This window comes from Streptomyces sp. NPDC029292, from assembly GCF_055569295.1.
In genome coordinates, this window is the sequence record NZ_JBVHXR010000004.1 from 456,480 (window position 1) to 477,169 (window position 20,690).

Below are 20,690 nucleotides of genomic sequence, written 5' to 3' on the forward strand. Positions count from 1 at the left end.
TAGACATTCGCTTGCCGCATTGGCCAGGCGCGCCTAGCGTCGAGGGCATGGACAAGATCGGCGAAAAGACTGGTACAGAGAAGGTCGCCTTCCTCGGGCTCGGTCACATGGGCGCCGCGATGGCCCGCCAACTGCTGGGCACCGAGCACCCGTTGACCGTATGGAACCGCACCGCCGCGAAGGCGCAGCCGTTCGTCGCCGAGGGTGCCGCGCTCGCCGCCTCCCCGGCCGAGGCGGTGCGGGACGCTGACGTGGTGATCACGATGCTCGCCGACCCGGCCGCCCTCGACGCGGTCGCGGACGCCATCGTGCCGGAGCTGCGTCCGGGCACCTACTGGGTGGAGATGTCGACGGTCGGCCCCGACGTGGTCAAGGAGCTGGCCGCCCGGCTGGGAGAGGGCGTGACCCTCGTCGACGCGCCGGTGGCGGGCAGCACCGACAGGGCCGCCGCGGGTCAGCTCGGCATCCTCGCGGGCGGCGACGTGGCCGGTGTCGAGCACGTACTGGCGCACTTCGGCACCGTCACCCGCACCGGGCCACTGGGCTCGGGCGCCGCCCTCAAGCTCGTCGTCAACACCTCCGTACTCGGTGGGGTCGCCCTCGTCGCCGAGACGCTGCGGCTGGCCGACGCGCTCGGCATCGACGAGGACACCGCGCGCAGGACCCTCGCGAACGGCCCGCTCGGCGGCGCCGTCGGCCGCGCCTTCGCCGAAGGCGTGCACTTCGACACCTCGCTCGCCGTGAAGGACGCCGACCTGGCCACGAAGGCGGCCCGACTCCCGGCCATGGAAGCGGTGTTGGAGCACTTCAGGCGGGCCGCCGAGGACCCGGACGTCGTGCACGCGGACATCGCGAAGGCCGTCGACCACATCCGCCGCTCGGCCTGAGGCGGCCGAAGGAACCCCATGCAGATCACGCTCGACAACCCACCCTCCGCGCCCCAGCCCGCCAACGCCTACTACTCCCAGGTCGCCCGCGTCGAACTCCCCGGCGGAGGCGCCCTGTTGTACCTCTCCGGCCAGGTGGCCGACGGAGCGGACCTCGCCGCTCAGAGCCGCGGCGTCTTCGAGGCCATCGATGCCCTGCTCAAGGCGCACGGCGCGACCCTCGCCGACATCATCAACATCCGTACGTACCTGACGGACATCGACAAGCTCGCCGAATACGGCGCTGTACGCCGGGAGTTCCTCACCGGAACCGCCCCCACCAGTATGACCTTCGAGGCCTCGCGTCTCTTCAAGCCGGACGCCCTCGTCGAGATCGAGGCCGTGGCCGCGGTTCCGGGGAAGTGACCCTCAGCCCTCGCCAGGCGGTGGGTTCTCGCCCAGCAGCGTAAGAAAGTCCCGGAACGCCCCGGGCATGTCCACCGACTCCGGGTCCAGCAGCCACTGGTACTGGAGTCCGTCCATCACCGCCACGAGCAGGGGGGCGGCGCGCTCCGGAGTGAGGCCGCTCGGCAGTCGTTCCCCGTACTCGGCGCGCAGCACCTGCGCCATGCTCGCGCGCACGGCGACGTACCGCTGGGTGAAGAACTCGCGCGCCGGGTGCCCCTCGGTGACGCTCTCGCCGAGCAGTGCGGAGAAGGTCTGCACGATGCCGGGCCGCATGGCGTTGTACTCCACCAGCGAGCCGAGCAGGTCCAGCCGCCACTGGCTGTCCGGCACCGCGTCCCACTGGTCGCGCTCCTTGAGCACGGCGACGAGCAGCGCGTCCTTGGTGGGGAAGTAGTGCAGTAGCCCCTGCTGGGTCAGTCCGACCCGCTCCGCGACCGCGGCCAGGCTCGCGCCCCGGTAACCGCGCTCGGCGATCACCTCCAGGGCCGCCCGGACGATCTCGGCGCGCCGTTCCTCGCTTCTGGCCCTGGTGCTCATGGCGTCACCGTACGACAGCCGCAGGGCGTTCGATCACTCGTAATGTCACGGCAAGATGACGAAACCTACCGCTCTACAGGTACCAGGTGCAGGATGGAGGAACACCACGGACTTCAATGAGGAGGCACCGCGATGGCGGGAACCCATTCCACCCCGGCCGACCTTGCCCGCGAGGCGGTCGTCGAGGCGGCCCTCGGCAAGCTCGGCCTGGACGCGAAGGCGCGGCTGCTGTCGGGCCAGGGCATGTGGTCGCTGCCGGCGCTCCCCGAGATCGGGCTGAAGTCCCTGGTCATGTCCGACGGCCCGATCGGCGTCCGCGGCGTGCACTGGACCGCCGACGACCCCTCCATCGCGCTCCCGTCCCCGACCGCGCTCGCCGCCACCTGGGACCCGGCCCTCGCCCGCCGCGCCGGCGCCCTCCTCGCCCAGGAGGCCCGCCGCAAGAACGTGCACGTGCTGCTCGCGCCCACCGTCAACCTGCACCGCTCCCCGCTCGGCGGCCGCCACTTCGAGGCGTACAGCGAGGACCCGTACCTGACCGGCGAGATCGGTACCGGCTATGTACAGGGCGTGCAGTCCGGCGGCGTCGGCACCACCGTCAAGCACTTCGTCGCCAACGACGCCGAGACCGACCGCTTCACGGTGAACAACCTGGTCTCCGAACGCACCCTGCGCGAGATCTACTTGGCGCCCTTCGAAGCCATCGTCGAGAACGCCCACCCGTGGGGCATCATGACCGCCTACAACACGGTCAACGGCATCACGATGACCGAGCACCGCTACCTGGTGAACGAGATCCTGCGCGGCGAATGGGGCTTCGACGGCTTCAACGTCTCCGACTGGACGGCCGCCCGCTCGACCGTCGGCGCCATCGAGGGCGGCCTCGACGTCGCCATGCCCGGCCCGCTCACCGTGTACGGCGAGGCGCTCGCGGCAGCCGTCCGGGACGGCAGGGTCGCGGAGGCCACGGTCGACGAGGCCGTACGCAACGTGCTGCGCCTCGCCGCCCGCGTCGGCATCCTGGAGGGCGCCGAACCGGTCGTGACCGAGCTGCCGGAGACGGTGGACGGCGAGGCCCTGGCCCGCGAGATCGCCCGCCGCTCCTTCGTCCTCGTGCGCAACGAGAACGGCGCGCTCCCCCTCAAGCCCGGAACGGTCGCCCTCATCGGCGCCGCCGCCCGCGACGCCCGCGTCCTCGGCGGCGGCTCCGCCACCGTCTTCCCCTCCCGCGTCGTCTCGCCCCTCGACGGCCTCGGCGCCGCCCTCCCCGAGGGCAGCCTGACGTACGCCGTCGGCGCCGACCCGAACGAGGAACTCGCCGTCGCCGACAAGGGGTTCGAGCTGCGCGCCGTGTGCCGCGACGCGAACGGCGAGGTCATCGGCAGCGGCTCGGCGCCCAACGGGCAGATCCAGTGGATGGGCGACGACCTCCCCGAGGGGGTCACTCACGACACCCTCCACACCGTCGAGCTGACCGGCACCTTCACCCCGCGCGAGAGCGGCCCGCACACCTTCGGCATCAAGGGCCTCGGCGCGTTCACCCTCACTATCGACGGCACGACGTACTTCGACGACGTCCAGCGCACCGACAAGGACGACCCCTTCGCGACGTTCTTCGGCGCCCCGGTGTCCCGCGCCGAGGCCGAACTGGCCGTGGGCGAGCCGGTGGACGTCTCCCTCAGCCACGTCGTCACCCTCCCCGGGGGCATCCCGCTGAAGGTCATCGGCTTCGCGCTCGCCCACCAAGGCCCGCAGCGCGACCCCGACGAGCTGATCGCCGAGGCCGTCGAGGCGGCCCGCGCCGCCGACACCGCCGTCGTCGTGGTCGCCACCACCGACCGTGTGGAGTCCGAGGGCTTCGACCGCAAGGACCTCCGACTCCCCGGCCGCCAGGACGAGTTGGTCCACGCCGTCGCCGCCGCCAACCCGAACACCGTCGTGGTCGTCAACTCCGGCTCCCCGGTGGAACTGCCGTGGCGCGACGAGGTCGCGGCCGTGCTGCTGAGCTGGTTCCCCGGCCAGGAGGGCGGCGCCGCCCTCGCCGACGTCCTCACGGGCGCGTACGAGCCGGGCGGGCGCCTGCCCACGACATGGGGTTCCTTCACGGCCGCCCCGGTCACCCGGGTGGTCCCGGCCGACGGCGAACTTCTGTACACCGAAGGCGTGTTCATCGGCTACCGCGCCTGGGAGCGGGCGGGCGCCACCCCCTCGTACCCCTTCGGGCACGGCCTCGGCTACACCGACTGGACATACGAGGCGATCGAGGCCGACGGGACGACCGTCACGGTCCGCGTCCGCAACTCCGGTGAGCGCGCCGGGCGCGAGGTCGTCCAGGTGTATCTGGCCCCGGTGGAGGCCGACTCCGAGCGGCCCGCCCGCCGGCTCGTGGGCTTCGCGGCGGTCGAGGCGGCTCCGGGCGAGAGTGCCGAGGCCGTCGTCGAACTCCCGCGCCGCGCCTTCGAGGTCTGGGACGAGAACGCGAACGCGTGGGCGTTTGTGAAGGGTTCGTACGAGGTTCAGGCAGGTCGTTCCCTTGTGGACCGCCGACTGAGCACGATCATCGAGGCATAGCCAGCGGTAGGCACCCCAAAAACCAGCCCCGGTCCGGAACCTGACATCCGGACCGGGGCTCGCCGCCTCAGCCGCATATGGCAGACTCGCGGGCCGACACACGCCGGTTCGGGGGAGAGTGCATGTATCCAGGTCAGCAGCAAGGTCAGTACCCGCCGCCGCAGGGCGGCCCGTACCAGGGGCAGCAGGGCGCGTACGGCGGCCAGCAGGGCCCGTATCAGGGGCAGCAGCCCTATTACCCGCCCCAGCAGCAGGCTCCGTACCCGCCCCAGCAGCAGGCTCCGTACCCGCCTCAACAACAGGCTCCGTACCCGCCCCAGCAGGGATACCCCCAGCAGCCGTACCAGCCGTTCCCGCAGCAGCAGCCTCAGCAGCCTCAGCAGTCGATGGCCCCCCAACAGCACCTCGGCGAAGGCCAGATGAGGCTCGACCCGAATCTGAGCGCGGGCCAGCGCGAGCTGGTGCTGAAGATCCAGCAGGCCAGCAAGGTCTATGCGTTCGGCTTCGTCCTGGGTATCCCGCTGACCTTCGGCGGCGCCCACTACGGCATCACCGAGAAGCCGATCGGCTTCGCCGGTACCGCGCTCGGCCTCGTCGGCCTGGTCGTCGGCGTCCTCTCCATGATGAAGGCGAGGGGCCTCAAGGAGCAGCTGCGCCGGCTCACCCCGGACGCCTGGCGCTCCCCGGCCGCGCATCTGCCGAGCGCCCGCAAGGCGGCCACGCAGGCCGCGTACGTCAACGGCGTCCTCGTCCTGCTGTCCCTGGGCGCCGCCGGCTATCTGCTCGTCAAGGGCGCCGACTGGGGCGCGTACGGGAACTCGTTCGGCTTCGGCGGGCTGATGCTCGCCGCGTTCATCCCGCTGGGCATGGGGATCGCCGCGGCGACGACCATCCCGCAGCTGCTCCAGGTCATCCCGGCCGGCGCCAGGGTCGGCCAGAGTCTGTACTCGATCATCATGGGGCTCGGGGCCCTGATCCTGTTCAACGGGATCAAGGGCTTCGACCCGCTCCCCATCGCCGTCGGCGGCGGCGTCACCGCGATCTGCCTGGGCGCCATGTCCGTACTGGGCAAGGCGACCAAGCGGATGCGCGGCGAGAACTCCTAGCCGGAGAACCCGTACACGGTCTCCGACTTGTACACCCCGCCCGGCCGCAGCTCCGTGCTCGGAAACTCCGGCCGGTTCGGGGAGTCGGGGAAGTGCTGGGTCTCCAGCGCGATGCCGTCGCCGGGGGCGAAGGGCAGCGAGGCGTCGAGGTGGTCCGCGGTGTAGAGCTGGAGCCCGGGTTCGGAGGTGGCCACGGTCAGCACGCGTCCGGAGGCGGGGTCGTGCAGCTCGGCCACCTCGACCGCGGTCGCCGTCAGCCCCTTGTCGAGCACGAAGTTCTGGTCGTACCCGGCGCCGACCTTCCGCGCCTGCCGGAAGTCGAAGCGCGTGCCCTCGACGGGGGCGAACTCCCCGGTCGGGATGAGATCCGCGTCCACCGGTGTGAACCGCGAGGCGGCGAGGCGGAGTTCGTGCCCGCCCGCGTTCCCCGAACCGCTCAGGTTCCAGTACGTGTGGTTCGTCAGGTTCACCACGGTCGGCGCGTCGGTGACCGCCTCGTACCCGATCCGCAGCGCGCCGTGCTCGTCGAGCGTGTACGTCGCCGAGACCTCCAGGCGGCCCGGGAAGCCCTCCTCGCCGTGCGGGCTGACCCGGGTGAGCCGCACCCCGTGCTCGACCGGCTCCGCGTCCCACACACGCTTGTCGAAGCCGAACTCGCCGCCGTGCAGGGTGTTGGGCGGGTTGTTCCGGGCGAGGTGGTACGTCAGACCGTCGAGCGGGAAGCGGCCGCCCGCGATCCGGTTCGCGTACCGCCCGGCCAACGCACCGAAGAACGGCTCCGGATGGGCGAGATAACCCGCCAGGTCCGGGAACCCCAGTACCACGTCGACGGCCCGCCCGGCCCGGTCCGGGACCTCGGCCGACTGCACGATCCCGCCGTAGGTGAGCACACGCACCCGCACTCCGGCTCTCTCCAGCGTCCAGCGATGGACGGGGGTGCCGTTGGAAAGTGTGCCGAAAAGTTCGCTCATGCGTGAAACCCTAGGTCACGGGCTTGCTCGACGTGACGGTGCGGTACGCGATCTCAGCCAGTCGGGCCTGACCGTCCTTGCTCGGGTGGAACCAGTCCCAGTGGCTCAGCTGATCCGTCCCGAAGCGGTAGTCGAAGACGGCGCCCCCGTCGAAGCGGCAGCGCCGGTCCTTGGCGCACACGTCCTGCAGGACCGTGTTGTACGCCTCCACCCGGTCCTGCACCTTGGCGCGCCGCCGGGTCGCCGCCGAGCCCAGGGCGTCCGGGTTGCCCAGCATCGAGGGGCAGATGCCCAGCTTCCAGACCTGCTTGCCCAGCGGGTTGGTGCGCCCCTGGGACCAGAGCCGCTTCAGGTCCGGCACGCTCGACACGTACACCTGGGTCTTGGGCAGGGCGCTGCGCAGCGTGTCCATCGCGTCTTCGAACTCGGTGCGGAAGTCGTCGACGGAGGTCATCGCCTTCGCCGAGGAGCGGCAGGCGTCGTTGGCGCCCGCCATCACCGTCACCAGCTCCGGCTTCTTGGTCGCCGCCTGCGCCATCTGGCCGGGCAGGTCCGCCATCCGCGCGCCGGTCACCGCGTAGTTCCAACTGCGCTGCGCGGCCCCGGCTTTGCCGAGCAGCCGTACCGCGAGACTTTGGACCTTCGTGTCGCTGCCGGTCGCCCAGGACACCTCGGGGCAGTCGGACAGCACGGCACACGCGTCGAACCCGCGCGTGATCGAGTCGCCGACCGCGGCCACGGACTCCGGGCTGCGGTCCCAGGTGGGCGTGGGCTTCGGAGAGGGCCCCGCCTTCGCCGTGGTGCCCTGTGGCGCGGGGGAATTGCCACCGGAGGCGTCGCACCCGGCGACGCACAGAAGAGCCGCCGCCGCGATGGCGAGGACGGCCCGTGAACGGTGACTGCGGTTACGCATCCCCTGGTCCCCTCGTTCGTTGGCTGTGTTTTCCGGGGGCGACCCCCGGACCCCGGCCGGGAGTCGCGGACGTATCCCGCCGGACACGGTCGGTCAGTGCCGCGTCCCTGCGGGTGGCTGTGTTTTCCCGGGGGATAACCCCCGGACCCCCGGCCCGGGACTCCGGAACGCATCCCGCCGGGTGAAACCTCCGTGTTTCTCGGCGCTGGGACCGACGGTACGTCACACTCCTTGCGCCGCCGCACGGTAGCCTCGCCCCGTGGCCGCCCTGCCACTGCCGTTCCGCTAAGTTACAAGATGTCTCGCTCTGTCCGGAGGCCCCAGTGACGACACGTGGAGTTCTCTACGTGCACTCCGCGCCCCGCGCGCTGTGCCCGCATGTCGAGTGGGCGGTCGCGGGGGTGCTCGGCACACGCGTCAGTCTCGACTGGATCCGGCAGCCCGCCGCGCCGGGCACCTGGCGGTCCGAGTTCTCCTGGAAGGGTGAGGTGGGCACCGCCTCCAAGCTGGCGTCGGCGCTGCGCGGCTGGCAGATGCTGCGCTTCGAGGTCACCGCGGAGCCGTGCCCCACGGCCGAGGGCGAGCGCTACAGCTGCACCCCCGAACTGGGCATCTACCACGCCGTCACCGGAATCCACGGCGACATCCTGATCCCCGAGGACCGGCTGCGCGCCGCCCTGCTCCGCTCCCAGCGCGGCGAGACCGACCTGGAGGCCGAGCTCGCCAAGCTCCTGGGCAAGCCCTGGGACGACGAGTTGGAGCCCTTCAGGTACGCGGGCGAGGGCGCCCCGGTCCGCTGGCTCCACCAGGTGGTCTGACGACAACGAACGGCGTGTGGCCCGAACGACAACAAAAAACGGCGTGTGGCCCGAACCCCTCTCGGAGTTCGGGCCACACGCCGTTCAGTACGACTACGGCCGGATCAGACCGTACGGAACGCCAGCACCACGTTGTGCCCACCGAACCCGAACGAGTCGTTCAGCGCGGCGATCCGCCCCTCGACGGGCAGCTTGCGCGCCTCGCCGCGGACGATGTCGGCGTTGGCCTCGGCCTCGGGGTCGAGGTTCTCGACGTTGATGGTCGGCGGGGCGATGCGGTGGTACAGGGCGAGGACCGACGCGACCGACTCCACGCCGCCCGCGCCACCGAGGAGGTGACCCGTCATCGACTTGGTGGCGGAGACCGCCATGTGGTCGGCGTCGTCGCCGAAGACCTTGCGCAGCGCCTTCAGCTCGGCCACGTCACCGGCCGGGGTCGAGGTGGCGTGCGCGTTGACGTGCACGATCTCGGCCGGGTTCAGGTCGGTGTTGTCGAGCAGGTTCCGCAGGGCCTGCGAGATGCCGCGGCCCTCGGGCTCCGGCTGCACGATGTCGTGGGCGTCGGCCGAGATGCCCTGGCCGACCGCCTCCGCGTAGACGCGGGCGCCGCGCGCCGCGGCGTGCTCGGCCGACTCCAGGACGAGGACGCCGGCGCCCTCACCGAGGACGAAGCCGTCGCGGGCGACGTCGTAGGGGCGCGAGGCACCCTGCGGGTCGTCGTTGTTCTTGGACATCGCCATCATGTTGCCGAACGCGGCGATGGGCAGCGGGTGGATGGCCGCCTCGGTGCCACCGGCGACGACGACGTCGGCGCGGCCCGTGCGGATCATCTCGATGGCGTAGCCGATGGCCTCGGCGCCCGAAGCGCAGGCGGAGACCGGGGTGTGCACACCGGCACGGGCGCCCACGGCGAGGCCCACGTTGGCGGACGGGCCGTTCGGCATCAGCATCGGCACGGTGTGCGGGGAGACACGGCGTACGCCCTTCTCCTTCAGCACGTCGTACTGGTCGAGCAGGGTCGTCACGCCGCCGATGCCGGAGGCGATGACGGCGCCGAGCCGGTCGGGGTCGACGGTCGTGTCCTCACCGGCCTTGTCGGTGAAGCCCGCGTCGGCCCATGCCTCCTTGGCGGCGATCAGCGCGAACTGCGCCGAGCGGTCCAGACGGCGGGCCTGCGGGCGCGGGATGACCTCTCCCGGCTCCACGGCGATCTGCGCGGCGATGCGGACCGCCTGGTCGGCGGCCCACTCCTGCTCGAGGGGGCGGACACCGGACTTGCCGGCGATCAGGCCCTCCCAGGTAGAGGCTGCGTCGCCACCCAGCGGTGTGGTTGCGCCGATACCGGTGACGACCACGGTGCGATTGGTCGGGCTCACGGGAATTCTTTCTCCAACGGATACGAGGATTCAGCGGCGCCACCGCCGGGTGGCGGGGCATCAGCCCAGGCGAACCCGGGCGGTTGACCCGGGCGAACCCGGGCATTCAGCCCAGGTGATCGGAAGATCAGGCCTGGTGCTTGAGGATGTAGCTCGTCGCGTCACCGACGGTCTTGAGGTTCTTGACGTCGTCGTCCGGGATCTTGACGTCGAAGCGCTCTTCGGCGGCGACGACGACCTCGACCATGGACAGCGAGTCGACGTCCAGGTCATCGGTGAAGGACTTGTCCAGCTGGACGTCCTCGACCGGGATGCCGGCGATCTCGTTCACGATGTCGGCGAGACCTTCGACGATCTCTTCCTGCGTGGCGGCCATGTCAGGCGCTCCTTCGGTGTGTATCCAGAGGGTTGGCGGTGTTCCGTACTGGACCGGATGATCCGGCACGGAGTGCCTAGGGGAGGGTAACGACCGTCGCGGCGTACACGAGACCCGCCCCGAAGCCGATGACGAGCGCGGTGTCGCCGCTCTTCGCCTCGCCGGTCGCCAGAAGCCGCTCCATCGCGAGCGGAATCGAGGCGGCCGACGTGTTGCCGGTGGTGCGTACATCGCGGGCGACCGTGACGTGCGCCGGCAGTTTCAGCGTCTTCACCATCGAGTCGATGATCCGCTCGTTGGCCTGGTGGGGAATGAAGACATCCAGGTCGTCCGAGGTGATTCCGGCCGCGTCCAGCGCCTGCTGGGCGACCTTCGCCATCTCGAACACGGCCCAGCGGAACACCGCCTGGCCCTCCTGCGTGATCGCAGGGAACTTGATCTCGCCCTTGGAGTCGAGCGGCAGCTCGGACACGTCGCCGGTGGGGGTCCCCCCGCTCGAGCGAAGTCGAGAGTGGGGGAGGAAACGGTCCCACGGCACGGTCTGCTTGATCGTGCCGGCCTTGTCGCCCTCGGAACCCCAGACGGTCGGGCCGATGTGCGGCTCGTCGGAGGGGCCCACGACGACCGCGCCCGCGCCGTCACCGAACAGGAAGGCCGTCGCGCGGTCCTCCAGGTCGGTGAGGTCGGAGAGCCGCTCCACGCCGATGACGAGGACGTACTCGGCGGACCCTTCCACGATCATGCCCTTGGCCAGGGTCAGCCCGTAGCCGAAACCCGCGCAGCCGGCCGAGATGTCGAAGGCGGCGGCCTTGTTCGTGCCGAGCTTGTCGGCGATCTCGGTGGCGACGGCCGGGGTCTGGCTGAAGTGCGAGACGGTGGAGACCACCACGGCGCCGATCTGGTCGGCGTTGATCCCGGCGTCGGCGATGGCCTTGCCGGACGCCTCGATCGACATCGCGGCGACGGTCTCCTCGTCGTTCGCCCAGTGCCGGGTCTCGATGCCGGAGCGCGAGCGGATCCATTCGTCGGACGAGTCGATCGTCTCCAGGATCACCTCGTTCGGGACGACCCGGACCGGGCGGTAGCCGCCGACGCCGAGGATGCGTGCAAAGGGAGCGCCCTTGGGTGCCTTGATCTTCGACATGCTCATGGGCTCCTTACGCCGCGCTGTGCTCGGCGATGAGCTCGCGAGCCGCGTCGAGGTCGTCGGGGGTCTTCAGCGCCAGCGTCTTGACGCCGGGCAGTGCGCGCTTGGCGAGACCGGTGAGGGTGCCGCCGGGGCACACCTCGAGCAGCGCGGTGACACCGAGCTCCTTGAAGGTCTCCATGCACAGGTCCCAGCGCACCGGGTTGGCGACCTGACCGATCAGACGCGCGAGGACGTCGGATCCGGTCGTGACGGCCTGGCCGTCCTTGTTCGACACGTACGTGATCCGCGGGTCCGCCGGGTCCAGGCCCGCGGCGGCCTCGGCCAGCGCGTCGACCGCCGGGGTCATGTGGTGGGTGTGGAACGCGCCCGCGACCTTCAGGGCCACGACACGGCGTACGCCCTCGGGCTTGTCCGCCTCCAGGGCGGCCAGCTCCTCCAGCGTGCCGGCGGCCACGATCTGGCCCGCGCCGTTCACGTTCGCCGGGGTCAGACCGAGCTTCTCCAGGTGCGGCACGGTCGTCTCGGGGTCCCCGCCGAGCAGCGCGGACATACCGGTCTGCGTGATCGCGGCGGCCTCGGCCATCGCCAGACCCCGCTTGCGTACGAGGCGCAGCGCGGCCGTGTCGTCGAGCACTCCGGCGAACGCGGCGGCCGTGATCTCACCGACGCTGTGGCCCGCGACGGCACCCGGGGCCACCTCGCCCAGCGCGGCGGCGGACAGCAGTCCGGCCGCGACGAGGAGCGGCTGCGCCACGGCGGTGTCGCGGATCGCGTCCGCGTCGGCCTGGGTGCCGTAGTGGGCAAGGTCGAGCCCGATGGCGTCCGACCACGCGGCGAGGCGGTCGGTGGCGCCGGGGAGGTCGAGCCAAGGAGTCAGGAAGCCGGGCGTCTGGGCGCCCTGGCCGGGAGCGACGAGTACGAGCACTCTCACACTCTCTCTTGTGGACGGCCACGGCCGCCCGTGGGGACAGGGACGAAGAACACGAAGGGGAATTGTAGGTCCCCGACAAAGGGTTAGGCCTGGGGATCTCCATCAGCCAGACGCCCCAGGATCAGCGCGATCCGCAGCGTGAACGCGGAGCGTACATCCGAGGGCGACCAGCCGGTGACGTCAGTCACACGTCGGAGCCGGTAGCGCACGGTGTTGGGATGGACGAAGAGCATCCGGGCCGCGCCTTCGAGGCTGCTCGCCTGTTCCAGATAGACGCTGAGCGTCTCCAGGAGCGCGGAACCGGCCTCCTCCAGCGGTCTGTAGATCTCCTCCACCAGTTGCTCGCGGGCGGACGGGTCCCCCGCGATCGCGCGCTCCGGCAGCAGATCGTCCGCGAGAACCGGCCGCGGGGCGTCCTGCCAGGCGAAACACGCCTTCAGTCCGGCGGCGGCGGCCTGCGCGGAGCGGGTCGCGGCGAGCAGATCGGGCACGATCGGCCCGGCGACGACGGCCCCCGCCGCATACGGCCCGATCAACGACTTGGCGACGGCGAGCGGGTTGTCGCTGCCGCCGGCGATGACGACCAGCCGGTCTCCGAGCACACCGGTCAGTACTTGCAGCTTGGCGTGGCGCGCGGCCCGCCGGATCGCCTCCACCGTCAGCTCGCTGTCACCGTCGGGCGCCGTACCCAGCACTACGCAGACATGTTCGGGGGAATTCCATCCGAGGGCGGCGGCCCGGCTGACGGCGCCCTCGTCGGCCTCGCCGGACAGCACGGCGTTCACGACGAGCGACTCGAGGCGGGCGTCCCAGGCGCCCCGTGCCTCCGCCGCCTGCGCGTACACCTGGGCGGTGGCGAAGGCGATCTCGCGGGCGTACACGAGAAGAGCCTCTCGGAGCACCGACTCGTCGCCGGGGGCGGCGACCTCGTCGATCGCGCTCTCCATGACCTCGATGGTGGTGCGCACCATCTCGACGGTCTGGCGCAGGGTGATGGCCCTGGTCAGCTCGCGCGGCGCGGTCCCGAACACATCGGTGGAGATGGCCTGCGGAGCGTCGGGGTGCCGGAACCACTCCGTGAAAGCGGCGATACCGGCCTGGGCGACCAGCCCGATCCAGGAACGGTTCTCCGGGGGCATGGCCCGGTACCACGGCAGCGTCTCGTCCATCCGTGCGATGGCCTGAGCGGCGAGACTTCCGGACGACTTCTCCAGGCGCTTCAGGGTCGCTGAGTGCGAGTGGATGTCGTGCGTTGGGCGCTCGGTGTTGCTGGCTTCGGGTTCGGGCACGGGACAAGACTGCCTTATCCGGACTCAGGCGTGCGGCGCCGGGTCTCAAGTAAGGGCGGGGACGGCGTCGGGGCGGGGCTACGGTGGTGGCTGTGATGGACGTACGGCGCGCCGACGAGCGCTACAGCGGAGGGGACCCGGCGACGGGGATCTCCTCCTTCCACGCCTTCTCCTTCGGTCCGCACTACGACCCGGACAATCTTCGCTTCGGGGCGGTGATCGCCTGCAACGAGGAGCGGCTCGATCCCGGCGCCGGCTTCGACGAGCATCCGCACAGCCACACCGAGATCGTCACGTGGGTCGTCGAGGGCGAGCTGACTCACCGGGACTCGACGGGGTACGAGTCGCTGGTCCGCCCCGGCGACGTCCAGCGCCTGAGCTCGGCGGGCGGCGTCCGCCACGTGGAGCGCAACGACGCCGACGTCCCCCTGGTCTTCGTCCAGATGTGGCTGGCCCCCCTGGAGCCGGGCGGCGACCCGTCCTACGAGGTCGTCCACGGCATCGCGGACTCCACGCCGTACGCGGTCCCGGAGGCGGGCGCCATGCTCCATGTACGGCGCCTGGCGGCGGGGGAGCGCACGGCGGTTCCGGACGCGCCTTTCCTGTACGCCCATGTGGTCCGGGGTGAAGTCCGCCTGGACGGCGAGGAGTTGGGCGCGGGCGACGCGGCCCGCATCACGGCGGCGAAGGACTTGGAGGCGGTGGCCGGGACACCGGCGGAGCTGCTGCTGTGGGAGATGGCGACGGGCTGAGGCACCGGCACGTCGTCCGGGCTTGCGCCCCGTCAGGTCCGTGTTCCGTCGGGCTTGCGCCCTGTCAGGTCCGTGTTCCGTCGGGCTTGCGCCCTGTCAGGTCCGTGTTCCGTCGGGCCTGCGCCCCGTCAGGCCCGTGTCCCGCCGGGCTCGCGTCACGCTCGGCCCGCGTCACATCAGCCCCGCGTCACACCAGACTGTCGAGCTCGCGGGCGAGGCGGGCTCCCTCGCGAGTCATGATCTCCGGGTCGCGCAGGGCGTTGGAGAGCAGGGACATGCCCTGGTAGGCGCCGACGAGCGCCAGTGCGCTGGCCTCGGGGTCGGCCACGCCGATCTGCCGGTACTGCTGTTCCACCCACGCCAGCAGCTGCCGGATGAGACGGCCCGCCGCGAGGTCGAGTCCGCCGTTGGCCCGCTTGTCGAGCTCGGCGGCGAGGGTGCCCGTCGGGCAGCCGTAGCGGGCCGCGATGTCGCGCTGGCCGACCCACGCGCCGATGAGTCCCTTGAGGCGTTCGCGCGGGTCGGGGAGCTGGTCGAGTCGGCCGGTGAGGGACTCCAGATGTGTGGCGTGCTCGGAGAGGGCGGCCTCGACCAGCTCGTCCTTGGTCTTGAAGTAGTAGTACACGTTGCCCGCCGGGACGTCGGCGGCGCGGGCGATGTCGGCGATGGTCGTGCGCTCCACGCCCTGCTCGTGCAGCACCCGGGCCGCGGCGGCCGTCAGCTGCTGCCGCTTGCCGCCCGCCTTCGCCCGAGGGCTCCGGGAATCCGTTGAGTCAGTCACCCGACTAACTATAGACAGCCGCCGGTCGGCCTGTGCTAGCGTCCCGTTCCACGGAGTTAGTCAGTCAACTAACTCACTGACGAGTCGAGGAGATCGACATGTTCGTGGTGACTGGTGCGACCGGGAACGTCGGGCGGGCGCTGGTGCGGATGCTCACCGAGGCTCAGCTGCCGGTGACGGCCGTGGCCCGGCACATCACCGAGGCCGACGTGCCGCCGGGCGTGCGGGCGGTGGCCGCCGATCTCGCCGAGCCGGCCGGGCTCGAGGCCGCGTTCGACGGAGCGGAGGCGCTGTTCCTGCTGGTGGCGGGCGAGAACCCGCGCGGCATCCTGGACGCGGCGAAGACCGCCGGGATCCGCAAGGTGGTGCTGCTGTCCACGCAAGGCGTGGGCACCCGCCCGGAGGCGTACCGGCACCCGGGCCTGTTCGAGGCGGCCGTACAGCAGTCCGGCCTCGACTGGACGGTCCTGCGCTCGGGCGGCATGGCCACCAACGCCTTCGCCTGGGCCGAGTCGATCCGGACCGGCCGGGAGGCCGCGGCCCCGTTCGGCGACGTAGGTCTGCCCTTCGTCGACCCCGACGACGTGGCCGCGGTCGCCGCCGCCGCGCTGCGCCAGGACGCTCACCTGGGCGCCACCTACACCCTGACCGGCCCCGCACCGACCACCCCGCGCGAGCGTGCGGCGGCGATCGCGGCCGCGGTCGGCGAACCGGTGCGCTTCACCGAACAGACCCGTGCCGAGGCCCACGAGCTGATGGCACGGTTCATGCCGCTGCCGGTGGTCGAGGGCACCCTGGCCATCCTGGGCGAACCGACCGAGGACGAGCAGCGGGTGAGCCCCGACGTCGCCCACGTCCTGGGCCGTGCGCCGGGCAGCTTCGCCGCCTGGGCCGAACGCAACGCCGCGGCCTTCCGGTGACCGTGACCGTGCCCGTCGTGACGCCGTCGGTCGAGGACTTCCTCGCCGGGCCGCATGTGGCCACCCTGACGACCCTGCGTCCCGACGGTTCGCCGCACGTGGTCGCGGTGCGCTTCACCTGGGACGGTCCGGCGGGCCTTGCCCGGGTCCTGACCGTCGGCACCACACGCAAGGTCAGGAACCTCATCACCGGGCGGGGCGGGCGTGCGGCGCTCTGCCAGGCGGTGGGGTTCCGGTGGGTGACGCTCGAAGGACCCGCCGCCGTGTACGACGCACCCGGGCGGGTGGCCGAAGGCGTACGCCGCTACACCGCGCGCTATGCGACGCCGCCGCCCGCTCCGCCCGGCCGCGTGGTCATCGAGATCGCGGTCGACCGCATCACCCACCTCAACCTCCGCCAGGAGCCCTGACCATGCCTGTTCAGCACATCCTCGACTCGACCCTGCACCACCGGGAGTCCGGTACCGGGTTGCCGATCGTCTTCCTGCACGGCAATCCGACCTCCTCGTATCTGTGGCGGAAGGTCATGCCGGCCGTCGGGCCGGGACGGCTGCTGGCCCCCGACCTCATCGGGATGGGCGAGTCGGGCAAGCCCGCCATCGACTACGCCTTCGCCGACCACGCCCGCTACCTGGACGCCTGGTTCGACGCGCTCGACCTTCAGGACGTCATCCTGGTCGGGCACGACTGGGGCGGCGCCCTGGCCTTCGACTGGGCCGCGCGCCATCCGCACCGGGTGCGTGGCATCGCGTTCACCGAGGCCATCGTCAAGCCGATGGCCTGGGAGGAGTTCCCCGAAGGCGGCCGAGAGCTGTTCCGGGCTATCAAGACGGACGGCGTCGGCGAGGCCATGATCCTCGACGACAACGCCTTCATCGAGCAAGGCCTGCCCGGCACCTCCGCCACGGCACTCACCCCGGGCGACCTCGACGTCTACCGCAAGCCGTACCCGACCCGCGAGAGCAGGATGCCGCTGTTGCGGTGGCCGCGCTCGATGCCGCTGGGCGGCGAGCCCGCCGATGTCGTGGCCAGGATCGAGGCGTACGACCGCTGGCTGAAGGCCAGTTCGGACGTGCCCAAGCTGCTGCTCACGTTCGCGCCCGGGCCGGGGGCGATGATGCACGAGGGCATCATCGCGTGGTGCGCGGCGAACATCGCCGGCCTGGAGATCGAACACTCCGACGCCGTCGCCGGGCATCACACCCCGGAGGACCAGCCCCTGCTGATCGCCTCGGCGATAGCGGCCTGGGCGGACCGGCTCGGCCTCCGCCCGCGGTAAGCCGGCGTCAGGACGCGAGCTCCGCGAGCACCGCGTCGGTCAAGGGCGGCCAGGCCTCGACGGCCCACGGGCCGAACGCGCGGTCGGTCAGCGCGACGCAGGCGACGCCCGCGGCCGGGTCGATCCACAGGAACGTACCCGACTGCCCGAAGTGCCCGAAGGTCCGCGGCGAGGACGAACCGCCCGTCCAGTGCGGCGACTTGGAGTCGCGGATCTCGAAGCCGAGTCCCCAGTCGTTGGGGTTCTGGTGGCCGTATCCCGGCAGGACGCCCTTCGTACCGGGGTACTGGACGGTCATCGCCTCGGCGACCGTCCGCGGGTCGAGCAGCCGCGGCGCCTGCACCTCGGCGGCGAACCGCACCAAGTCGTCCACCGTGGAGACGCCGTCCTTGGCGGGCGACCCGTCGAGCGTGGTCGACGTCATGCCCAGCGGTTCGAGGACCGCCTGGCGCAGATACTCGCCGAAGGGAATGTCCGTCGCCTTCGCGATGTGGTCCCCGAGCATCTCGAACCCGGCGTTGGAGTACAGCCGCCGCTCCCCGGGCGTGGAGGTCGCCCGGTGCTCGTCGAAGGCGAGCCCCGAGGTGTGTGCGAGGAGATGACGGACCGTCGAACCCGTCGGCCCGGCCGGCTCGTCGAGCTCGATCGCCCCCTCCTCGTACGCGACGAGGGCGGCGTACGCGGCGAGCGGCTTGGTGACCGAGGCGAGCGCGAACCGGTGCCCGCCGGGACCATGGGTCCCCAGTACCTCCCCGTCCGCACGGACGACGGCCGCCGCGGCCGTGGGAACGGGCCAGTTCTCGATCAACGCCAAGCTCTGCAAGGACATGCGTACGAGCCTAAGCGCCTCAGAGCTGAAGCCGCATCGAGGGGTCCGGCACGGCGTACGAGACTCATGGTCCGCACGGTAACCACCGCGACCGGACGACGTCTCCGGAATTTCGCCGGATTCCGCTTGCTTGGAGTGCACTCGAAGGTTTTAGCGTGGTGGTCATGACGGTGATGGAGACCATGGCCGAGGCCGCCGAGACCGGTACCGGGACCGAGGGCTGCGCGGGGCCGCCCGAGCCGCACCGGCGACCGGACGGGCAGGACAACTACACGATCAGTGAGGTCGTCGCCTACACCGGCCTCACCGCGCACACCCTCCGCTGGTACGAGCGGATCGGCCTGATGCCGCACATCGACCGCTCGCACACCGGTCAGCGCCGCTACTGCAACCGCGACCTGGACTGGCTGGGCCTGGTCGGCAAGCTCCGGCTCACCGGTATGCCGGTCGCCGACATGGTGCGGTACGCGGAAATGGTGCGCGAGGGCGACCACACCTACATCGAGCGCTACGAACTCCTGGAGGCGACCCGCCGGGACGTGCAGGCCCGGATCGCCGAGCTCCAGGACACCCTCGCGGTGCTCGACCGCAAGATCAATTTCTATGCGGACGCCGGGCAGGCCCTGGCGTCGGAGAGGTCCTGATGACGGACGGCAAGATCGCGAAGGTGGAGCTCGGTACCGGGGGCCCCGAGGTCGGCGTACAGGGCCTCGGCTGCATGGGGATGAGCTGGGCGTACGGCCCGTCGGACGCGGATGAGTCCCGGGCCGCCCTGGAGCGGGCGCTGGAGCTCGGTGTCACGCTCTACGACACCGCTGACGCGTACGGGCGCGGCGAGAACGAGAAGTTCCTGTCGCCGTTCTTCAAGGCGCACCGCGACGAGGTCGTCATCGCGACGAAGTTCGCGCTCTCCAGCGCGCCGGACGACCCCTTCAAGCGGATCATCAAGAACGATCCGGCGTACATCCGCCAGGCCGTCGAGGCGAGCCTGCAGCGCCTGGACGTCGACGTGATCGACCTCTACTACATGCACCGCCGCGATGTGAACGTCCCCATCGAGGAGACCGTCGGCGTCATGGCCGAACTGGTGCGCGCGGGCAAGGTCAAGCACCTCGGGCTGAGCGAGGTCACGGGCGGCGAGCTGCGGGCCGCGCAGGGCGTGCACCCGATCGCCGCCGTGCAGTCGGAGTGGTCGCTGTTCAGCCGCGACATCGAGGCGGGCGTGGTTCCGGTCGCGGGTGAACTGGGCGTGGCGCTGGTGCCGTACTCGCCGCTCGGCCGCGGCTTCCTCACGGGTTCGTTCGCGAACGCCGACGACGATCTGACGTCGGACGACTTCCGGCGCACGATGCCCCGCTTCACCGGCGACAACGCGGCCGCCAACGCCGCGCTCCTGGAGCCGGTACGCGCCGTCGCCGACGCCCATGACGCCTCACTCGGCCAGATCGCGCTGGCCTGGTCCCAGCAGCGGGCCGCCGTGCACGGGATCACCGTCGTCCCGATCCCCGGCACCACCAAGCGCACCCGCGTCGAGGAGAACACCGCCGCCACCCGCATCGTCCTCACCGAGAACGAGCTCGACCTCCTGGAGCCCCTCGCCTCCAAGGTCGCGGGCGACCGCTACGCGGACATGACGTTCACGTCGGCAGGCCGCGAGTAGAGATCTTTCAGCCCGTTCGGCGTGAGATCTTTCGGCCCGTTCGGCGTGAGATCTTTCAGCCCGTCCGGCGTTCGAGGACGAGGCCGTCCAGGCCGATAGCGGGGGTCTGGGGGGCGGCAGCCCCCAGGGACGATGGGGGAGGGCAGGGGCGGAGGGGGCGAATCCAGTTTTCGGTGCACCCCCACCAACCCTGCCGCCCCCGCCCCCTCACAGCTCAGCCAGCAGCTCCGCCTTCTTCGTCGTGAACTCCTCGTCCGTCACCAGCCCCGACTCGTACAGCTCACCGAGGTGACGGATGCGCTCGGCGATGTCGGCGGGGTCGCGGCGCGCCGCCGCGGCCGCGGGCAGAGCGGCCGGCCCCGGCCCCGGGGCACGCACCGCGGCCAGGACGGACGCAGCGAACGGCAGCGACTCGTGGACCGGACCGTAACCGAGCCCGAAGAGGACCGCCGCCGGATCCTGGTCGGCCTGGGCGGGCTGCGCGGGAGCGGGCTCGCGGCGCAGCAGCCGCAGATGGCCCTCGAAGACCTCGGGGGAGCGCCACTCGACCCCACTCAGGTCGGCGACCGGGAACGTCTGGTCGCCGGCCTTCCACTTCGCCGACGAGGCCCCCGTCCAGAACCACCGGAAGGACACCGACTTGCCGTCGAAGGTCGCCTTCCCGTCGTACGCCTTGAACTGCAGCGGCGACTCGGGCGGCGCGACGAGATAGCGCTCGGCCGGTTCCTCGTCCTCGGTGAGCTGCCCGCGCAGCTCGTCCGCGTAGTACTCGGCGAGGGTCTCCCGCTCGGCGGGCAGCACCAGCCGGTAGGGGTCGCACCCTTCCTTGAGCTGTCCCGCGGCCGCCTCCATCAGCGGATCGGCGCCCGCTCTGGGCACGGCACGCAGAACGACCGTGCCGCGCTTCCCGGGCGTCAGCGTCACCGCCGCGATCGCCTCCAGGGGGATACGGCGTTCGCCGAGTGCCTGGAACAGCTTCGGTGTACGGATCCCCCGTTCGAAGCGGATGAGCACGGAGTCGGACTCGAACTCCCAGGCGGCATGAAATCCGGCCAGTACGTCACCCATGCGGGCCATCGTATGCGGCACGCAAGCCT

22 protein-coding genes are annotated in these 20,690 nt (G+C 71.2%); 11 read left to right on the forward strand and 11 right to left on the reverse strand.

Annotation, left to right across the window (positions count from 1 at the left end; all coding sequences use genetic code 11):
• Window positions 1–47: 47 nt before the first annotated feature.
• Both ACZ4WS_RS13140 and ACZ4WS_RS13145 read left to right on the forward strand, forming a co-directional pair.
• Window positions 48–887 (forward strand): NAD(P)-dependent oxidoreductase, encoded by an 840-nt coding sequence (locus ACZ4WS_RS13140; RefSeq protein ID WP_467979900.1) that lies wholly within the window; start codon window positions 48–50, stop codon window positions 885–887.
• 18 nt (window positions 888–905) lie between these two features.
• On the forward strand, window positions 906–1,292 hold the full coding sequence (locus ACZ4WS_RS13145) for a RidA family protein (protein WP_467979901.1): 387 nt from the start codon (window positions 906–908) through the stop codon (window positions 1,290–1,292).
• A 3-nt stretch (window positions 1,293–1,295) separates the two neighbouring features.
• Here the strand turns inward: ACZ4WS_RS13145 and ACZ4WS_RS13150 are convergent, their stop codons facing one another.
• Window positions 1,296–1,889, reverse strand: coding sequence for a TetR/AcrR family transcriptional regulator (locus tag ACZ4WS_RS13150; RefSeq protein ID WP_467979997.1), 594 nt, complete (start codon window positions 1,887–1,889; stop codon window positions 1,296–1,298).
• Window positions 1,890–2,003: 114 nt separating this feature from the next.
• Between ACZ4WS_RS13150 and ACZ4WS_RS13155 the strand changes: the two genes are divergently transcribed.
• Window positions 2,004–4,442, forward strand: a complete 2,439-nt coding sequence (locus ACZ4WS_RS13155) for a beta-glucosidase (protein ID WP_467979902.1) — start codon at window positions 2,004–2,006, stop codon at window positions 4,440–4,442.
• 122 nt (window positions 4,443–4,564) lie between these two features.
• Window positions 4,565–5,548, forward strand: a complete 984-nt coding sequence (locus ACZ4WS_RS13160) for a hypothetical protein (RefSeq protein WP_467979904.1) — start codon at window positions 4,565–4,567, stop codon at window positions 5,546–5,548.
• Here the strand turns inward: ACZ4WS_RS13160 and ACZ4WS_RS13165 are convergent.
• Both ACZ4WS_RS13165 and ACZ4WS_RS13170 read right to left on the reverse strand, forming a co-directional pair.
• Complete coding sequence (locus tag ACZ4WS_RS13165; RefSeq protein ID WP_467979906.1) at window positions 5,545–6,519, reverse strand: aldose epimerase family protein; 975 nt, start codon at window positions 6,517–6,519, stop codon at window positions 5,545–5,547. The two genes, ACZ4WS_RS13160 and ACZ4WS_RS13165, sit on opposite strands and share 4 nt — an antisense overlap.
• A 10-nt stretch (window positions 6,520–6,529) precedes the next feature.
• Window positions 6,530–7,432 carry an SGNH/GDSL hydrolase family protein gene (locus tag ACZ4WS_RS13170; protein WP_467979907.1) on the reverse strand — a complete coding sequence of 301 codons (903 nt, stop codon included), beginning with the start codon at window positions 7,430–7,432 and terminating at the stop codon, window positions 6,530–6,532.
• A gap of 323 nt (window positions 7,433–7,755) precedes the next feature.
• On the opposite strand from ACZ4WS_RS13170, the gene ACZ4WS_RS13175 reads away from it, so the two are divergent.
• Window positions 7,756–8,250 (forward strand): DUF3145 domain-containing protein, encoded by a 495-nt coding sequence (locus ACZ4WS_RS13175; protein ID WP_467979909.1) that lies wholly within the window; start codon window positions 7,756–7,758, stop codon window positions 8,248–8,250.
• Window positions 8,251–8,354: 104 nt separating this feature from the next.
• Here ACZ4WS_RS13175 and fabF read toward each other — a convergent pair whose 3' ends face one another.
• The 5 genes from fabF to fasR form a co-directional block, all read right to left on the reverse strand.
• Window positions 8,355–9,626 carry a beta-ketoacyl-ACP synthase II gene (gene fabF, locus ACZ4WS_RS13180; RefSeq protein WP_467979911.1) on the reverse strand — a complete coding sequence of 424 codons (1,272 nt, stop codon included), beginning with the start codon at window positions 9,624–9,626 and terminating at the stop codon, window positions 8,355–8,357.
• A 127-nt stretch (window positions 9,627–9,753) separates the two neighbouring features.
• Window positions 9,754–10,002, reverse strand: a complete 249-nt coding sequence (locus ACZ4WS_RS13185) for an acyl carrier protein (protein ID WP_327428406.1) — start codon at window positions 10,000–10,002, stop codon at window positions 9,754–9,756.
• A 76-nt stretch (window positions 10,003–10,078) separates the two neighbouring features.
• On the reverse strand, window positions 10,079–11,146 hold the full coding sequence (locus ACZ4WS_RS13190; RefSeq protein WP_467979999.1) for a beta-ketoacyl-ACP synthase 3: 1,068 nt from the start codon (window positions 11,144–11,146) through the stop codon (window positions 10,079–10,081).
• A gap of 13 nt (window positions 11,147–11,159) precedes the next feature.
• Window positions 11,160–12,077, reverse strand: a complete 918-nt coding sequence (locus ACZ4WS_RS13195; RefSeq protein ID WP_467979913.1) for an ACP S-malonyltransferase — start codon at window positions 12,075–12,077, stop codon at window positions 11,160–11,162.
• Window positions 12,078–12,166: 89 nt separating this feature from the next.
• Window positions 12,167–13,372 carry a fatty acid biosynthesis transcriptional regulator FasR gene (fasR, locus tag ACZ4WS_RS13200; RefSeq protein WP_467979914.1) on the reverse strand — a complete coding sequence of 402 codons (1,206 nt, stop codon included), beginning with the start codon at window positions 13,370–13,372 and terminating at the stop codon, window positions 12,167–12,169.
• Between the two features lie 95 nt (window positions 13,373–13,467).
• Between fasR and ACZ4WS_RS13205 the strand changes: the two genes are divergently transcribed.
• Window positions 13,468–14,124 carry a pirin family protein gene (locus ACZ4WS_RS13205; protein WP_467980001.1) on the forward strand — a complete coding sequence of 219 codons (657 nt, stop codon included), beginning with the start codon at window positions 13,468–13,470 and terminating at the stop codon, window positions 14,122–14,124.
• A gap of 187 nt (window positions 14,125–14,311) precedes the next feature.
• On the opposite strand, the gene ACZ4WS_RS13210 is transcribed toward ACZ4WS_RS13205, so the two are convergent.
• Window positions 14,312–14,905: a TetR/AcrR family transcriptional regulator gene (locus tag ACZ4WS_RS13210; protein ID WP_467979916.1), complete on the reverse strand. Its 594-nt coding sequence runs from the start codon at window positions 14,903–14,905 to the stop codon at window positions 14,312–14,314.
• 98 nt (window positions 14,906–15,003) lie between these two features.
• On the opposite strand from ACZ4WS_RS13210, the gene ACZ4WS_RS13215 reads away from it, so the two are divergent.
• Genes ACZ4WS_RS13215 through ACZ4WS_RS13225 form a run of 3 tightly spaced genes read left to right on the forward strand, consistent with a single transcriptional unit; the run spans window position 15,004 to window position 17,104 of the window.
• Window positions 15,004–15,825, forward strand: a complete 822-nt coding sequence (locus ACZ4WS_RS13215; RefSeq protein ID WP_467979918.1) for an SDR family oxidoreductase — start codon at window positions 15,004–15,006, stop codon at window positions 15,823–15,825.
• Between the two features lie 17 nt (window positions 15,826–15,842).
• On the forward strand, window positions 15,843–16,235 hold the full coding sequence (locus ACZ4WS_RS13220; RefSeq protein WP_467979920.1) for a pyridoxamine 5'-phosphate oxidase family protein: 393 nt from the start codon (window positions 15,843–15,845) through the stop codon (window positions 16,233–16,235).
• A gap of 2 nt (window positions 16,236–16,237) precedes the next feature.
• Window positions 16,238–17,104: a haloalkane dehalogenase gene (locus ACZ4WS_RS13225; protein ID WP_467979922.1), complete on the forward strand. Its 867-nt coding sequence runs from the start codon at window positions 16,238–16,240 to the stop codon at window positions 17,102–17,104.
• A gap of 7 nt (window positions 17,105–17,111) precedes the next feature.
• Here ACZ4WS_RS13225 and ACZ4WS_RS13230 read toward each other — a convergent pair whose 3' ends face one another.
• Window positions 17,112–17,933: a serine hydrolase domain-containing protein gene (locus ACZ4WS_RS13230; RefSeq protein WP_467979924.1), complete on the reverse strand. Its 822-nt coding sequence runs from the start codon at window positions 17,931–17,933 to the stop codon at window positions 17,112–17,114.
• Between the two features lie 164 nt (window positions 17,934–18,097).
• On the opposite strand from ACZ4WS_RS13230, the gene ACZ4WS_RS13235 reads away from it, so the two are divergent.
• Both ACZ4WS_RS13235 and ACZ4WS_RS13240 read left to right on the forward strand, forming a co-directional pair.
• A complete protein-coding gene (locus tag ACZ4WS_RS13235; protein ID WP_467979926.1) occupies window positions 18,098–18,577 on the forward strand; it encodes a MerR family transcriptional regulator in 480 nt (159 codons plus the stop codon).
• Window positions 18,577–19,593, forward strand: coding sequence for an aldo/keto reductase (locus tag ACZ4WS_RS13240; protein ID WP_467979928.1), 1,017 nt, complete (start codon window positions 18,577–18,579; stop codon window positions 19,591–19,593). The genes ACZ4WS_RS13235 and ACZ4WS_RS13240 overlap by 1 nt, the downstream gene beginning before the upstream one ends.
• Before the next feature lie 207 nt (window positions 19,594–19,800).
• On the opposite strand, the gene ACZ4WS_RS13245 is transcribed toward ACZ4WS_RS13240, so the two are convergent.
• Window positions 19,801–20,661: a DUF4429 domain-containing protein gene (locus ACZ4WS_RS13245; protein WP_467979929.1), complete on the reverse strand. Its 861-nt coding sequence runs from the start codon at window positions 20,659–20,661 to the stop codon at window positions 19,801–19,803.
• Window positions 20,662–20,690 lie beyond the last annotated feature (29 nt).

Coding starts and splice junctions, on each gene's coding strand:
- ACZ4WS_RS13140 (WP_467979900.1), top strand. CDS start 48: ATGGACAAGATCGGCGAAAAGACTGGTACAGAGAAGGTCGCCTTCCTC.
- ACZ4WS_RS13145 (WP_467979901.1), top strand. CDS start 906: ATGCAGATCACGCTCGACAACCCACCCTCCGCGCCCCAGCCCGCCAAC.
- ACZ4WS_RS13155 (WP_467979902.1), top strand. CDS start 2,004: ATGGCGGGAACCCATTCCACCCCGGCCGACCTTGCCCGCGAGGCGGTC.
- ACZ4WS_RS13160 (WP_467979904.1), top strand. CDS start 4,565: ATGTATCCAGGTCAGCAGCAAGGTCAGTACCCGCCGCCGCAGGGCGGC.
- ACZ4WS_RS13165 (WP_467979906.1), bottom strand. CDS start 6,519: ATGAGCGAACTTTTCGGCACACTTTCCAACGGCACCCCCGTCCATCGC.
- ACZ4WS_RS13170 (WP_467979907.1), bottom strand. CDS start 7,432: ATGCGTAACCGCAGTCACCGTTCACGGGCCGTCCTCGCCATCGCGGCG.
- ACZ4WS_RS13185 (WP_327428406.1), bottom strand. CDS start 10,002: ATGGCCGCCACGCAGGAAGAGATCGTCGAAGGTCTCGCCGACATCGTG.
- ACZ4WS_RS13190 (WP_467979999.1), bottom strand. CDS start 11,146: ATGTCGAAGATCAAGGCACCCAAGGGCGCTCCCTTTGCACGCATCCTC.
- ACZ4WS_RS13205 (WP_467980001.1), top strand. CDS start 13,468: ATGGACGTACGGCGCGCCGACGAGCGCTACAGCGGAGGGGACCCGGCG.
- ACZ4WS_RS13215 (WP_467979918.1), top strand. CDS start 15,004: ATGTTCGTGGTGACTGGTGCGACCGGGAACGTCGGGCGGGCGCTGGTG.
- ACZ4WS_RS13225 (WP_467979922.1), top strand. CDS start 16,238: ATGCCTGTTCAGCACATCCTCGACTCGACCCTGCACCACCGGGAGTCC.
- ACZ4WS_RS13230 (WP_467979924.1), bottom strand. CDS start 17,933: ATGTCCTTGCAGAGCTTGGCGTTGATCGAGAACTGGCCCGTTCCCACG.
- ACZ4WS_RS13235 (WP_467979926.1), top strand. CDS start 18,098: ATGACGGTGATGGAGACCATGGCCGAGGCCGCCGAGACCGGTACCGGG.
- ACZ4WS_RS13240 (WP_467979928.1), top strand. CDS start 18,577: ATGACGGACGGCAAGATCGCGAAGGTGGAGCTCGGTACCGGGGGCCCC.
- ACZ4WS_RS13245 (WP_467979929.1), bottom strand. CDS start 20,661: ATGGGTGACGTACTGGCCGGATTTCATGCCGCCTGGGAGTTCGAGTCC.